Genomic DNA, 15,107 nt, shown 5'->3' with positions numbered 1-15,107 from the left:
GCAAGAGCCAGCAGATTTACAGTCTGCCCCATTTGGCCACTCTGGTAACCACCCTTTGTTTTACCCCTTTCGGGTGAGCCTCTTGTCGGATTCGAACCAACGACCCCGAGATTACAAATCACGTGCTCTGGCCAACTGAGCTAAAGAGGCAAATCCTGCAGCCGCATTGCGACTTGTCGAAGGACCTGTTGTAAAACGGCTGCAAAGATACTACTTATTTTTTAATCTCCAAAACTTTTCGAGGAAAATTTTAGTGATTTCTTAATTTTTCCTTGAATTTCCCTAGTTGAACCTTAAGCGCATCCACACACTGGTCGACTCCTTCCTCAAAAGTGTCGCATGTCTTCTCGACGAAGATGGGGCTACCACCCGGCACTGTGACCGTGATGCTTGTAACCTTGTTCAATGCTGTGGCTGGCTTGGCAACCTTCAATTGCACCTCTACTTTCTGAATGTCTTCAAATGATTTTTCCAACTTAGCGGTCTTCTTCTCTACGAAGGCCTGCAACTTCTCGGTAGCGTCGAAGTGAATCGACTGAATTCTAATTTCCATAGTTACCTCCTACTATTAAAAGGTTAAACTCAAGCCCTGGGGTGGGCCTCATGATATATTCGCTTGAGCTGTTCGAAAGTGGTGTGCGTGTATATCTCCGTTGTGGAGGCACTCGCATGGCCCAAAAGCCTTCTGACACTCTCAATGCCAGCTCCATGGTTCAGCATGGCCGTAGCGAAGGTGTGCCTAAGCACGTGTGGCGACCTTTTCTTGGCGGTGGACACCGCAGCCAACCTCATCCTCACTATTTTTCTCACTTGCTGGGGCGTGAGCTTGCAACCGTTATGGCTGACGAAGAACGCGTCGGAACATCGTTTCTCCAAGCGATCCCGCTCACAAGCATAGCGCTGCAGGCACTTGGCCAACTCGTCCCCGAAGGGAACCACGCGTTGCTTGTTGCCCTTTCCCGTCACTTTCAGTTGGCGGTTTGGCAAGTCGATGGCGGCGTCGGTGAGTCCTATGAGCTCCGACAGGCGTATGCCCGTCTGATAGAACGTCATAATGATGGTACGGTCGAGCATTCCCTGATAGCCTGCTCCCCACTCGATGTCATCGAGCAATCGGTCCATTTCGTCCTCCCTCATGAATTGCGGAAGGGCTTTCTTTTCCTTGGGGCATTCCACCTGGTGGGCCGGGTCGCGTTCTACGAGCTGGTGCGCAAGCGCAAAGCGGTAGAAGGAGCGAAGCGCCGACAGTCTCCTGTGGACACTGGTGGCACTGTTTCCCTTGTCGACCATGCTCTCCATCCAATCGCGGATCACGTCCGTGTCCACATTTTGCCAAGAGAGCTGACCATCCAAGTTCTTGAAAAACTGCTCAAAGGCCCGTAAGTCTTCTGCGTATGCCGCCACCGTGAGCGGTGAGCGGTTTTGCTCATATTGCAGATAGTTCAAGAACTTTTCGATCATCCTACACCACTTGAATTCTACATAAGTAGGTTTTCGGCAACGAATATACGGAAATTATTTGGAACTACCAAATTTTCCGAGGAAAATTTTTATTGCTCCTCGTCGCGCAGATGCTGCACGTAAATGGCGTGCTCCATCTTCAAGCGCTTCTTGACTGACGGCTTGTCAAACTGCTGACGAGCGCGAAGCTCCTTCACCACACCAGTCTTTTCGAATTTTCTCTTGAATTTCTTCAGCGCTCTTTCGATGTTCTCGCCATCCTTTACAGGTACAATAATCATGTTGTTTTGGTTTTAAAATTTTAATGTTAAACTTACGCAAAAGGGCATGATGCCACAATTTGCGGGTGCAAAATTACATCATATTTTCCGAATACACAAATTTTTCGATTGTTTTGTGCGATGCGTTCGCAAACAGGCGCTTTCAAGATGGATAAGAGCTCGCCTTTCACCCCTAATTTCTCCGCGCGGCAAAGGTCAATCGCTTTTCTGTCGACCATTCGTTCTTCTCCTTATGGGTTCTCACCTACCTGCCGTGCCAAGCCGCACAACTCGCATCGTCGCTCCACAAAAAAATCCGCCCCCAGGTGCCACAACTGCCTCTGCAAGGAGACTTGGCGCATGGGATGGCGGACAGCCAACTGTGTTCCGTAGGGATTAGATAGGCATGGTGGCTTTACGCAACCACTCCTTGTCACCCTCATCGTCGAGATGGGGTGCGAGCACGTCGTACACATGCTGGTGGTATTCGTTCAACCAAGCCACTTCCTCGGGGAGCAACTCTTCCTTGACGACTGGCGTCGTGTCGATGGGGCACAGGGTGAGCGACTCAAACTGCAGGAACTTACCAAACTCGGTGTCCTTGTAATGGTTGATAAGCAACGTGTTCTCTATGCGCACTCCAAACTGGCCTGCCAAATAGATGCCGGGCTCGTCGGTTACGGTCATATTCTCAAGGAAAGGCGCCGGCACCCATTCCAACCGGAATTGGTGAGGGCCCTCATGCACGCTGAGGTACGATCCCACTCCATGGCCGGTGCCATGCAGATAGTTGAGTCCTTCGCGCCACATGGCCTCGCGGGCCAGAATATCCATCTGCGTACCACTGGCTCCCGAGGGGAACTTGCAAATCTCCAACTGAATATGGCCTTTCAGCACAAGCGTGTAGATATGCTTCTCGTAATCGCTGACCGGACCCAGCGCGATGGTGCGTGTAATGTCGGTCGTTCCGTCCTGGTACTGCGCACCGCTATCGAGCAACAACAATCCATGCGGTTCCAACGGAATGTCGGTCTCGGGCGTGGCCTCATAGTGCACAATGGCCCCATGGGCACCATATCCGGCGATTGTGTCGAAACTGATGTCGCGGAACAAGGGTTGCTCAGCTCTCAGACTGGTGAGTTTCTTGTCAATGGATATCTCTGTCTGGCCGCCAGCCTCCACGGCGGGCTTCAGCCAACGCAGGAACTTCACCAAGGCGATGCCATCCTTGAGCATGGCCGACCGATAACCGCGTATCTCCGCCTCGTTCTTTATGGCCTTCATGGCGGGGATGGGACTCTTGTGTCGAATCACCTCCTGCACATCGACCAGGCGCGACAAGGTGTAATTGGTCTCGTTCGGGTCGAGCAGGATGTTATACTCAGCATATTCCTTGATACCCTTGCGCACATCGTCGTAGCCAGCCATCTTCACACCCTGGCTCTCCAGATGGGCCTCAACCTCGGGCGTAAGTTTCTCCTTATTTATATATAAGGTGGCGCTTGTGGTCGAGATAAGCAGGTAGGACACAAACACCGGAGTGCAATGCACATCGGTTCCACGGAGATTGAGCGTCCACGCCACATCGTCGAGGGCAGACATAAGCATACCGTCGGCGTGCAAGTCACGCAGCGCCTTGCGAATGCGCGTCAACTTCGACGCCACCGTCTCGCCGGCCAGCTCCACAGGTTGTATCTCCACCTTCGAGGCGGGAATCTGCGGGCGATCGGTCCACACAATGTCCAACGGATCGAGATTGGTCCTCACGGTGATGCCACCCTCACGACGCAGGTCGCTCACGAGCACCTCCACGTTGGCTGCCGAATTACACATGCCATCCACGCCCACCTGTGCGGAACTCACCTCGCGCAGCTCACTTCCCAGCCACTCGCTGATGGTCGGCGTGCCTTCTATCTTCAGTTTCATCAATTGGAACTCGGTGCCCGAGAGCTGGTCGGCAGCAGCGATGAAATAACGGCTGTCGGTCCACAGGGCGGCCGAGTGCATCGTCACCACAGCTGTTCCCGCCGACCCATTGAATCCACTAATCCACTCACGGCCCTTCCAGCGGTCGGGCACATACTCCGAGTTGTGGGGATCGGTACTGGGGAAGATAAAAGCATCGAGCTTCTCGCGGCGCATCACCTCGCGCAAGGCTTCCAGTCGTTGAGCTATGTATTCCTTCATAATCAAAAGATTTAAACGGTTTGGTTTTTGCCAAATAGACATGACAAAGATACGCTTTTTAAGAATAAACAACAAATTAAAAACCGAATAATTGCACGCTGAGATACATTTTTTTATTAACTTTGCAGAAAAGAGACGGTAAGGTGTCGGCCACGGCCATTCTCCGCATCGTCACACATCTTGATAAACACTTACATTCTTAAAAATAACAATTCACTATGAAGTATTTAACAAATGACAAGCTTCTTATCGTCGGTGCAGGCGGTATGATTGGTTCTAACATGGTTCAGAGCGCTTTGATGCTGGGTCTTACTCCTAACATCTGCTTGTACGATATCTATGAGCCAGGTGTGCACGGCGTGTTCGACGAGATGCAGCAGTGCGGCGTTCCTGGCGCCAACCTGAGCTACTACGCTCCTGCCGTTGAGGACATGAACGACCCTGAGAAGGTTGCCGAGGCTGCCAAGAAAGCTTTCACTGGCGCCAAATACATCATCTCTTCAGGTGGTGCTCCCCGTAAGGCTGGCATGACCCGCGAGGATCTGCTGAAGGGCAACTGTAAGATTGCCGCCGACTTCGGTGAGAACATCAAGAAGTATTGCCCCGACGTGGAGCACGTGGTGGTGATCTTCAACCCCGCTGACGTTACCGCTCTGACCGCTCTTATCCACAGCGGCCTGAAGCCCAACCAGCTGACCTCTCTCGCTGCCCTCGACTCTACACGTCTGCAGCAGGCTCTGGCCCTCGAGTTCGGTGTTCAGCAGGATAAGGTTACCGGTGCCCACACCTACGGTGGTCACGGTGAGCAGATGGCTGTCTTCGCTTCTCAGGTGAAGATCGACGGCAAGCCTCTCCAGGAGATGGGTCTCTCTGACGAGCGTTGGGCTGAGATCAAGCACATGACCACTCAGGGTGGTTCAAACATCATCAAGCTCCGTGGCCGCAGCTCATTCCAGAGCCCTGCCTACAACGCTGTGAAGATGATCGAGGCTGCTATGGGTGGCGAGCCCTTCACTCTGCCCGCAGGTTGCTACGCCAACCTCCCCGAGCTGGGCATCAAGGACGTTATGATGGCTCTCCCCACCACGATCGACAAGACTGGCGTTCACTACACTGTTCCCACAGGCACTCCTGAGGAGCTGGCTGAGCTGCAGAAGTCATACGAGCACCTCTGCGACATGCGCAAGGAGGTTATCGACCTCGGCATCGTTCCTCCCGTTGAGCAGTGGAAGGAAGATAACGCCAACCTGTAACTGACTGCTTAGACCAGCCCTTAGGGTTGGCATGACAATAAAGATTTCCCCATCGGCCACAATGCTGATGGGGAATTTATTTTTTGTTGATTCTGCTAATTGTCACCCTTATTCCTTTTGCCCTACGACAAGAACATGGCGCTGCCACCGGTCTGGCCAATCAGCAACATCCACAAGCAACCCGCCTTTCACCAAAACGTTCATGAGTTGCTCATTGCAATCAGCGAGACGGCAAATGGTCTCCTTGTGTCTCGAAGCCTCTTCAGGCCATAAAGTCAGGATGTGTTTGTAGCTCAAAGCGTCAAGACGCACACATTGCGCATTAGCATGAACGAAGTTCCAAAAATCATCACGCACACATGCTTTGTCCTGAGGAGTCTTTGACACCTCATAATAATTGACAATTCCTTCAAGCAGGGCGTTGACGACAGTGGTTGTAACGGGCAGTTTTCGGCGTGTGTAGCAACAATCTATCATTTCGAACAGGCTGCAGGGCTGCACGTTTCTCTTTTCTTTTTTCCGCTGTTTGCAATTAGTCTTTCCACCATCTTTCTCGTGATCATCTACAACTACGTTTTTCAATACATTGAGAAACATTGTGATGTAGGGCATCATAGGCATGTCCTTCAGGTTTGCAAGATCAGCCATTAGCAAAGGCAAACTGTTTTTAGCATAATCCTTGTCGATATACTTCATTCTTGCCAAATTCTGCATTTTTTCGTTCAGTTTCTTAACCTGTTCCAAATGTTCACCCACGTACCAGTTGGCCCGTCCTACCTTGCCAAAGTCTTCCTTGGGGTGAAAGGCATGCGGATAGACGACCGAAATATCAAGGTGTTTACATGACCTGTAAAAGTTCTCCGTCTTGAGCAATGCCTCCACATACTCCTTGTCCTCCGTGAGGAGATAACGCAGATAGCTGGCAAGCTTGGCGCGATCTTTGCTATCAGTGGTGTTATTCAAGCGAGCTACGGCATTGTTGACCAGATCATCCGCAATGACAGCATAGCGTTTTTGCTCTCTTACCACATTCTGGACAATCTCTATGACCTCGTCGATGGAGTAGATGCGTTCCTTACAAATTCTCAGAATATTGACCTTTGGCATCAGGCACAATTGTTTCCAGGCTCTTGGCCCGATGAAATCGATGAAATGCTGTTCCTGTCTACGAGTCACAACACAGTTGTAGACATCGAGTATAAAATTGTGCTTCCCTACATCACCATCACTGACGATTCGTTTCACGCAATCGCGCATTTTACTGTAAGTCATCATCTGCATGAACGCTTCGTACGCAAAATTAATACTCTCCTTTCGGATTTCTTTGTACTTGCGGCTCACATTTTTGAAGAAGTTGGCCACAGTGTAGGGCGTCACCTGTCTCGCTTTGGCCCTGCTTGTGTTTTCATACAGTCGACAATAGAGATCAAAGGTGTCGCTCAAGTTGGAGGGGCAAAGGAGCAGCGTGTCTCTCAATTTTTCGTTGTTCGCCCAACGCTCTTTGATTTCTCCCGTCGTCTCGTCTTCCGTGATTTCCTTTAGCAGAAATGAGTACTCATAAGGTTGCAGCCTTCCTAATGCCACATTCTCCCAAATGTCCGTGGTGTCGTTAGTGTGGGCGATCAATCCCTCATGCAACCAAGGCATAGCCAATGATTTAATCTTTCTTGCCGCCATGAGCGAGGGTGCCTGCTCCAACATCTTGCAGACGATTCTCACTCCGTTGATGCGCAGGACACTGGCCAATGCCCGATTATCCCCCGTGCGCAGAGCCCTATCGCCCGTCTTGATGAGTTGTTCAAACAACTTTCTTTGCAGTTCGCTATGCTTTGTGTCACGAGCAGAGCGTGTCACCAGCTGATTAAGGTTCCACAACGTAATGTCGGTATGCGTTTGCTCGCCCAACTCTATCCACTTGTTGAAATCGAAGTCGCCCAGGATAAGCGCACACATCGACGACATGATTTGGCAGCAACCCTTATAGGCGTAAGCGAGCTTCTCATCCTCACTCGTCCTATGAGCGTATTGGTAGTTTATCTCACCCATTGTCACGGCCAGGTTTGTATTGGAGAAGAAAGTGTCGTAAGCCTCATTGAACGTGTCGCACTGCAGTATTCTGCGGCTTATGAAATATAACTTGCCTGCGGGGTCTTGGGAGTCGGTGGCAGCGGTTTCGTTCATGTTGGCTTTAAGAGCCCTGAGCACCTCATCCGCCAACACAAGGTAGTCGTCGACATGATATCTCCTCTTGTCAACATTACCTTTCTGTTCCTGCCTTTTCTTCATCAGCCTTAGCGTCTTCTCGTCAATGGCTTTTCGGAAACCAAACAGTCGGGCCCGCTCATACGCCTTCTTATAAAGTTCGCCTACAAAAGAGTAGGTCTGATACATCGTCTTGACGGATGGTCCGTCACCATACACCTCCCGACGTATAGAATCCACCCTACCCTTGCTGGCGGTCAACAGACGTTTTAAGAAGAGTCTGTCAGGGTCAGCGAGGAACTCGCGCTTTTCAGCCTCCGTCATCTGTTCGGCCCACTTCAATGTTTCTTCATATTTTTCTTCAACATAAGCGGCATTGTTCTTTCCCGCATAGTCAAATTCCTTTTTCTGCAACTTGTCCAAGGGTATCAAGGGAGACCGTGTAAGCATACGCAGCAGCGTAGTCCAAGGACCATAGCAAGCGAACGTGTCGTACCAAATATCCATGGCTTTTTCCGCCTCTTCACGTGCATGAAGGTTTGCCGTTTTGTTGCCATTGGGCAGCGTAACTATCTTGTAGTCGAACTGGTAAGACCGCTCAAGTTCTTCCCACATCTTGTCATTGGCAAACGAAAGCGTGATCTCGGGCGAAACGATCGTTTCCATTTGCTCCCTATCGTAAACTTGTGGTTTTTCAAAGTCCAGGTCGGCTACGACAAGCCACTTTTCTCGCCTTTCTCTGCTTGAGGCTACTCTTGCATACTTACCCTTGTGAAGGCTTGTCTGCGCGACTGCTTCCTTGCCGAAATCGAGTTGCAAGATGTTGAACTCCACAAAATACTCTTTCATGAACTTAACCAAGTCTTCCGAAAACAGTCGACGAAATTCGTCTTCGCGATATTTCTCCCTAAATAAGTCCCAAAGCATTTGCTCCATACACATAACACAAAGGCATAGGGGAACAGCCTGACTCCTTCGCATTCTCTTGACCAACTGCACACTTCGCACAAAAGCGCCAATAGTGTTGATGGGCAGCGCACGGTATGGCATTTGCACTGCAGGGAACACGCTCTTAAAGCGGCGCGCCTCCTCCAACAACCTCTCGTTATATTGGCGCAACTTGGGGATAAAATCGCCCACAACCGTTCCCTTGGGCATGATTTTGGGATCAGTGTCGTGTGCGGTCAGGTCAGCCCATATCTTCCGGGCATCATCGCCAGAAAGCGGAGAGATGTCGATGCGGCGCAACGGCAACGTAACTTGATAATCATTGCTCGTATACTCCACATTTTGATTGTCGACGAACATTGCCTCCGACCGGTCATAGCCCGACTGGGTTGTGGTCATCAAAATCTGGTAATTGGGTCTCAACGCCGAACTTGACACGTCAAATAATTCTTTGAGCAGATGGAAGTCGTCACCTACCAAGGCGTCGACCTGATCGACAACTATAAAATGGCGCACCTCACTCTCCACCCGACATGACGGAAAGACTTTCAAACTTTGATCATACGCCTTAAGCTCATCAACCAGGTCGTGCAACGATATGCAGTGGTGGCCATCCTGCCCGCCTCCCAGATTCCGGGCAGCCCTAACGCTGATGAACACGTGCTGATGCTTGGGATCGCGACCCCACGAACGAAGATACTCATACACGGAACGGGTCTTGCCAGACGCGGGGGGACCACACAACACCATGTGATTGGCTCCCTGCTCCATCATCTGCCGGTAGTGTTCCATAGGGATGAAGTAATCGGGCACAAATCCGTTTTCCTCCTTGGCGCGGTTGGGATCATAGAAGACATCGGTGGGTAAGATGTCGGAACAAAAAGTCTCAAAACGGCGCATACGCAATCCGTTAGCGATGAAGCGCTCATATTCCTTTTGTACGCTTTCCTTCAGTTTCCCTAAAGGGTATGGGTCGGGAAGATAATGTCTATGGTCAGGAGAGGGATTGATCAGAGCGTCTATCTCATCACGCGTCTTGTCGTGTTGACTGTCATAGGCGATGGGGTCTTGACGTTCAGCTGCCAGTTGTTCATTGCGCAAGCACAACTCCTCCTCGGCATCTGCACTGAAGAAGATGCTAACCATGGGCAATTCATATTTTGACCCCGAAGCCCGCATGGCCACCTCCAACTCATGAAAGGTAGCTTCACCCACAAAGTCATAGGGGCACAGGAGGATGAACCAATCGGTGCGATGGCGTATGCAGTCGTCTATTTCGTCCTGCTTGGTCTTGTCCCTGTTGTAGTCCGTAGGGGTATCGTTACAATCATACACCTGCTCAACACCAGGAAGAAGCTCCAGCATCTTCTTTACCAACTCCTTTTCCTTGCATTTCCTTGCGGATGATATTAGCACTTTAATACCCATACAAAATTAGTTACAATCAGTTTCACAACAACTTCACCCAACCATCTCTGGCAAAGCAGACTAACCGGTCATACGAGCACCCTTTACCTGTTCAGCTTGGGGTATTTGATGCGGGTGTGGTAGATGGCCTTGAGGCGATCGATGAGCACCGTCTTGGCTTCGCTGATGTCGCGGAAGGTGATGGCGGCCTCGGTGAAGAAACCAGCGTCGACCTGTCCGTCGATGATCTGATTGACAAGTTTGGTGATGCTCTCGTCCGAATAGTCCTTCAGCGAGTGCGACGCCGCCTCACAACTGTCGGCCATCATCAGGATGGCTTGCTCTCGGGTGTAAGGGTTCGGACCGGGATAGGTGAACGGCTCCTTGTCGACGATCTCGTCGGGATGCTCGTTCTGGTATTTGATATAGAAGTATTTGGCCATGCCGTGACCATGGTGGGTGAGGATGAAGTCGCGGATAATCACCGGCAGGTTGTTCTCCTCCGCCAACTTCACGCCATTGACCACATGCTCCACGATGATTTGCGCGCTCTCCTTGTCGGTGAGGTTATCATAGGGGTTGACACCTCCTTGCTGGTTCTCCGTGAAGAACGCGGGGTTCTTCATCTTACCAATGTCGTGATAGAGGGCACCCGTACGCACCAACGTACTGTTGGCACCGATGCGGTTGGCTATCTCGGCCACCAGGTTGCTCACGGTGATGGAGTGCTGGAAGGTGCCGGGCGCCTCCTCGCTCAGTCGGCGCAACAACACACCATTGGTGTTCGACAACTCGATCAGCGTGACGTTCGACGTGAATCCAAACGCCTTCTCCACCACATACATCAACGGGTAGGCCAGCAACAGCAGCACACCATTGATCATGAAATGCGAATACATGCTCACATCGAGGTTAAACGTCGTGCCGCTCTGCATCAACCGCAACGTGAAATAGGTGAAGCAAGTGGCGATAAACACCATCAGGGCGGTCTTGAACACCTGGGCGCGCGACGACATCTCGCGCAGCGAATAGATGGCCACCAATCCCGACAACATCTGGATGACGATGAAGTCGAACTGATAGCGCAGGGCGGCGGCGCAGATAAACACCATCACCATGTGGGTGATGAAGGCCGTGCGCGAGTCCTGGAACACTCGCACGAAGATGGGCGTAAAGGCAAACGGCAACACATAGACGCTAAAACTGAAATAGGAGTGCTGCATCATCAGCGACACCATGATGGGGAAGATGGTGACCAACGCATAAAGCATCAGTATGTTGCGGGGCTTGTTGAAATAATCGTTCCTAAAGAGCGTCAGATAGATGGTGAAGATGATCACAAACGACAACACATACAACGCATTGCCGATGAAATTGAGGTCCACCTGCTCCATGTTGCTTCCGCGTCGGTTCATCTCCTTTTCGAGCGACACCAACTCGCGGTAGCGCTCCTCGGTGACGATCTCTCCCGTACCAATGATCTTCTGCCCGGCCTTCACCATGCCGTTGGCGGGCGGAATGGTTCCCAGAAGGTCGTTCTTGGCAGTCTCCGACCGTGCCTTGTCGTAAACAAGGTTGGGCTCAATATAGTTGATGAGGTTCAGGCGCTGCAGGGCCTGTCGGTCGGCCGAGAGGCTCTCGTCAGAAAGCAGTTGCTCATAGGCGCTCATCGTGGAGTAGAAGTCCTCCACGATCATCTGCTCCACGTTCTTGCCCACCACCACACGCACCATGCTGGTGGTGTCGCGGTGCACGCTGTTGAACAAGGGCGTTTCCATGATACCCGTCTGGTAGAGCCTGTGCAGGCGGTTGCGCACCACATCCGTAAACTCGGCGGGCAGACCGGGCAGACCTCCCGCAAAGTCCTGGTCAAACTTCTCCATGACGCGCGCCTCCACCTTCTTGTCGTAGTCGAAATAAGGCACAAACAGTTTGAGGGCCGAGTCTTTCTCCATGGCCAGCGTCTCCTCGGTCTTGTAGATGGGGAAATCGTACTGGGCGATCATGTCGCCATAACGCCATGGCTCATCCACGTCGTACACATATTGGCTACCTTCCCTTCTGGGTAGGAACCACACGATGAGCACCACTGTAACCAGCACCAGTCCCACACGTGTCAGGGCTCTGCGCCATATATAACTTGTGTTCTTATAAAAATCGAAATATTTCATGTTCTTTGCCAAAACGCCAACGCTGCGGAACCAAGGGCAAGCCCTTGTTCCCCAAACTTAGCCATTTACTGTGCGAAAATAATAAAAAAATACATTAAAAAGGAAAAAATGTAGTAATTTTGCAAAAAATAACGTTCAATCACTATGGCAGAAAGAAGAGTCAGAGTGCGTTTCGCACCCAGTCCAACGGGTCCGCTGCATATCGGCGGCGTTCGCACAGCATTATACAACTATCTTTTCGCACGCCAGCATGGCGGCGACCTGGTGTTCCGCATTGAGGACACCGACAGCAATCGCTTCGTTCCCGGAGCCGAGGATTACATCATCGAGGCTTTCAAATGGTTGGGCATCAAGTTCGACGAGGGCGTGTCGTTTGGCGGCAACCATGGTCCCTATCGTCAGAGTGAGCGCCGCGACATCTACAAGAAATACGTCGACCAGCTCATCAGCGAGGGCAAGGCCTATTATGCCTTCGACACCCCTGAGGAGCTGGAGGCCAAGCGCAAGGAGATCCAAAACTTCCAATACGACGCCCGCACCCGCATGCAGATGCGCAACTCGCTGGCTATGGACCGCACCCAGTGGGAGCAGCTCATCGCCGACGGTGCCCAGTACACCGTGCGCTTCCGCATCGATCCGGGACAGGAGATCCATGTCAACGACATGATTCGTGGCGATGTGCGTGTGAAGAGCGACATCCTCGACGACAAGGTGCTCTACAAGAGTGCCGACGAACTGCCCACCTATCACCTGGCCAACATCGTCGACGACCATCTCATGGAGATCACCCACGTCATCCGTGGCGAGGAGTGGTTGCCCTCCGCCCCACTCCACGTGTTGCTCTATCAGGCGTTCGGCTGGGAGGACACCATGCCTCGCTTCGCCCACCTGCCGCTGCTGTTGAAGCCGGAGGGCAAGGGTAAGTTGAGCAAGCGCGACGGCGACCGCCTGGGATTCCCTGTGTTCCCCTTGGAGTGGCACGACCCAAAGACGGGCGAGGTGAGCTCGGGCTATCGCGAGAGCGGCTATTTCCCCGAGGCCGTGGTCAACTTCCTGGCGTTGCTTGGATGGAACCCTGGCACAGAGCAGGAGCTGTTCTCACTCGAGCAACTGGTTCAGGCCTTCGACATCAGCAAGTGCTCTAAGAGCGGCGCTAAGTTCGACTTCCAGAAGGCAGCGTGGTTCAACCACGAGTATATCCTGCGTAAGGACGACGAGGAGATCGCTCTCCTGTTCGCCCCCATCGTGGCCAACAATGGTGTCGACGAGACGTTCGACCGCGTGAAACAGGTGGTTCACATGATGAAAGACCGCGTGAGCTTCGTGCGTGAGCTGTGGCCCCTCTGCAGCTTCTTCTTCATCGCGCCCACCGAGTATGACGAGAAGACGGTGAAGAAACGCTGGAAGGCATACAGCGCACAGCAAATGACGGAACTGATGGAGGTGCTGCGTGGCATCGACGACTTCACCGTGGAGGGCCAAGAGCCTATCGTCGAGCAATGGATCGCCGACAAGGAATATAAGATGGGCGACATAATGAACGCATGGCGCCTGGCCTTGGTGGGCATTGGTAAGGGTCCCGGCATGTTCGACATCGCCGCGTTCCTGGGTAAGGAGGAAACACTCCACCGTATGGCCAAGGCCATCGAAACACTTGGATAAATCGAGAAGTCATGTATAACTTCATCATGAACCTCTACAGCCTCGGCGTGCGGACGGCGGCCTTGTTCAACGACAAGGTGCGCAAGATGTGGCAGGGCGAACAGGCGGCCATCAGCGTTCTGCAAGAGAAGGTCGACCCCAACGCCAGCTATATTTGGTTCCACGCCGCGTCGCTGGGCGAGTTCGAACAGGGGCGGCCACTCATCGAGCACATACGCCACGAGTTCCCACAGTATAAGATTCTGCTTACGTTCTTCTCGCCCTCGGGCTATGAGGTGCGCAAGAACTACGAGGGAGCCGACATCGTGTGTTACCTGCCGCTCGACACGGTGAGCAACGCACGCCGTTTCCTGCGTACCATCCGACCGGTGATGGCGTTCTTCATCAAGTATGAGTTCTGGTACAACTACATGCACATCCTGCGCCATCGTGGCGTGCCTGTGTATAGCGTGTCGAGCATCTTCCGCCCCGACCAGGTGTTCTTCAAGTGGTACGGCCGCAAGTATGCCAACGTGCTTAAGTGCTTCACGCGCTTGTTTGTGCAGAACGAGGAGAGCAAGCAGCTGTTGGCCACGCTCGGCATCAATGATGTGGAGGTGGTGGGCGACACGCGTTTCGACCGTGTGCTGGAGATCAAGGAGGCGGCAAAGCAACTGCCACTCGTGGAGAAGTTCACCGCACAAACTGAGCATGTCTTCGTGGCGGGTAGTTCGTGGCTTCCCGACGAGGAGATCTTCATACCCTATCTCAACGAGCATAAGGACTGGAAGATGATCATCGCGCCACATGTCATTGGCGAGGATCACCTGTCGCAAATCATGCATCTGTTGGAGGGTCGCCGCGTGGTGCGTTACACGCAAGCCACAGAGGAGACGGTTGGAGAGGCCGACGTGCTCATCATCGACTGCTTCGGCCTGTTGTCGAGCATCTATCGCTACGGACAGGTGGCATACGTAGGCGGTGGCTTTGGTGTGGGCATCCACAACACGTTGGAGGCTGCCGTATGGGGCGTGCCAGTGTTCTTCGGCCCTAACAACCAGAAGTTCCGCGAGGCGCAGGGGCTGAAAGCCTGCGGCGGCGGTTTGGAGATCAGTAGTGCCGAGGAGTTCAAGGTTAAGATGGATGCGGTCATCGCTGCCATGAGCCACGGCAAGGACATGGGCAAAGACGCCTACCACTATGTGCTCTCTCACGCAGGGGCCTCCGACAAGGTCCTCAAAGCCTGCTTCAAGAACAAAGCGCAGTAAGCCGTCACAACAACAACATTCAATAGGACTAAATAAAGCGCCTTGGAAGGTTCCGCCCCCATCGGGTCACCCTTCCAAGGCGCCTTTCTTTTTACGGCCTACAACAACAAATAAAAACAGGATTTACGCTCAGACGCGGTAACAACGAATTCCCGAATTAACGAATTGATATAATCGTTTTACGATTACCAATTTGAACGAATTTTAGATAACGCAATTAGAAAAAATTCGAAAATTCGAGAAATTCGTTGTTGCGCCGTCTGAGGCAAAAAAACAATTCGTTGTGAAGGCATAGCTCAGAGCCAAAGA

At 52.2% G+C, this 15,107-nt stretch carries 10 protein-coding genes and 1 tRNA gene; 3 read left to right on the top strand and 8 right to left on the bottom strand.

What is annotated here, in order from left to right; translation table 11 throughout:
• Positions 1–76: 76 nt before the first annotated feature.
• From WKK33_RS10605 to WKK33_RS10580, 6 genes are all read right to left on the bottom strand, one after another.
• A tRNA-Thr gene (locus tag WKK33_RS10605) sits at positions 77–150 on the bottom strand.
• A 100-nt stretch (positions 151–250) separates the two neighbouring features.
• Positions 251–553, bottom strand: a complete 303-nt coding sequence (raiA, locus tag WKK33_RS10600) for a ribosome-associated translation inhibitor RaiA (RefSeq protein ID WP_215760373.1) — start codon at positions 551–553, stop codon at positions 251–253.
• 29 nt (positions 554–582) lie between these two features.
• Positions 583–1,461 (bottom strand): tyrosine recombinase XerC, encoded by an 879-nt coding sequence (locus tag WKK33_RS10595; RefSeq protein ID WP_337933793.1) that lies wholly within the window; start codon positions 1,459–1,461, stop codon positions 583–585.
• 89 nt (positions 1,462–1,550) lie between these two features.
• A complete protein-coding gene (rpsU, locus tag WKK33_RS10590) occupies positions 1,551–1,742 on the bottom strand; it encodes a 30S ribosomal protein S21 (RefSeq protein ID WP_215760371.1) in 192 nt (63 codons plus the stop codon).
• 32 nt (positions 1,743–1,774) lie between these two features.
• Positions 1,775–1,960: a hypothetical protein gene (locus WKK33_RS10585; RefSeq protein ID WP_321105824.1), complete on the bottom strand. Its 186-nt coding sequence runs from the start codon at positions 1,958–1,960 to the stop codon at positions 1,775–1,777.
• 157 nt (positions 1,961–2,117) lie between these two features.
• The gene (locus WKK33_RS10580; RefSeq protein WP_337933790.1) at positions 2,118–3,908 is read right to left on the bottom strand and encodes an aminopeptidase P family protein; all 1,791 of its coding nucleotides are present in this window, start codon (positions 3,906–3,908) and stop codon (positions 2,118–2,120) included.
• 218 nt (positions 3,909–4,126) lie between these two features.
• On the opposite strand from WKK33_RS10580, the gene WKK33_RS10575 reads away from it, so the two are divergent.
• On the top strand, positions 4,127–5,161 hold the full coding sequence (locus WKK33_RS10575) for a malate dehydrogenase (RefSeq protein WP_215760368.1): 1,035 nt from the start codon (positions 4,127–4,129) through the stop codon (positions 5,159–5,161).
• Between the two features lie 108 nt (positions 5,162–5,269).
• On the opposite strand, the gene WKK33_RS10570 is transcribed toward WKK33_RS10575, so the two are convergent.
• Both WKK33_RS10570 and WKK33_RS10565 read right to left on the bottom strand, forming a co-directional pair.
• On the bottom strand, positions 5,270–9,739 hold the full coding sequence (locus WKK33_RS10570; protein ID WP_337933788.1) for an ATP-binding protein: 4,470 nt from the start codon (positions 9,737–9,739) through the stop codon (positions 5,270–5,272).
• A gap of 83 nt (positions 9,740–9,822) precedes the next feature.
• Entirely contained in the window at positions 9,823–11,889 is a 2,067-nt protein-coding gene (locus tag WKK33_RS10565; RefSeq protein ID WP_337933786.1) for an HDIG domain-containing metalloprotein, read from the bottom strand.
• A 144-nt stretch (positions 11,890–12,033) separates the two neighbouring features.
• On the opposite strand from WKK33_RS10565, the gene gltX reads away from it, so the two are divergent.
• Together gltX and WKK33_RS10555 are read left to right on the top strand one after the other, a co-directional pair.
• Positions 12,034–13,551 (top strand): glutamate--tRNA ligase, encoded by a 1,518-nt coding sequence (gene gltX / locus WKK33_RS10560; RefSeq protein WP_337933785.1) that lies wholly within the window; start codon positions 12,034–12,036, stop codon positions 13,549–13,551.
• Between the two features lie 11 nt (positions 13,552–13,562).
• Positions 13,563–14,798 (top strand): glycosyltransferase N-terminal domain-containing protein, encoded by a 1,236-nt coding sequence (locus WKK33_RS10555; RefSeq protein WP_337933783.1) that lies wholly within the window; start codon positions 13,563–13,565, stop codon positions 14,796–14,798.
• Positions 14,799–15,107: the final 309 nt, after the last annotated feature.

Origin of the sequence: Hallella sp., assembly GCF_037460745.1 — a bacterium.
Classification (GTDB): Bacteria; Bacteroidota; Bacteroidia; order Bacteroidales; family Bacteroidaceae; genus Prevotella; species Prevotella faecis.
The sequence above is the reverse complement of the archived record's forward strand: the minus strand, read 5'-3'. Positions and strand labels throughout refer to the sequence as shown.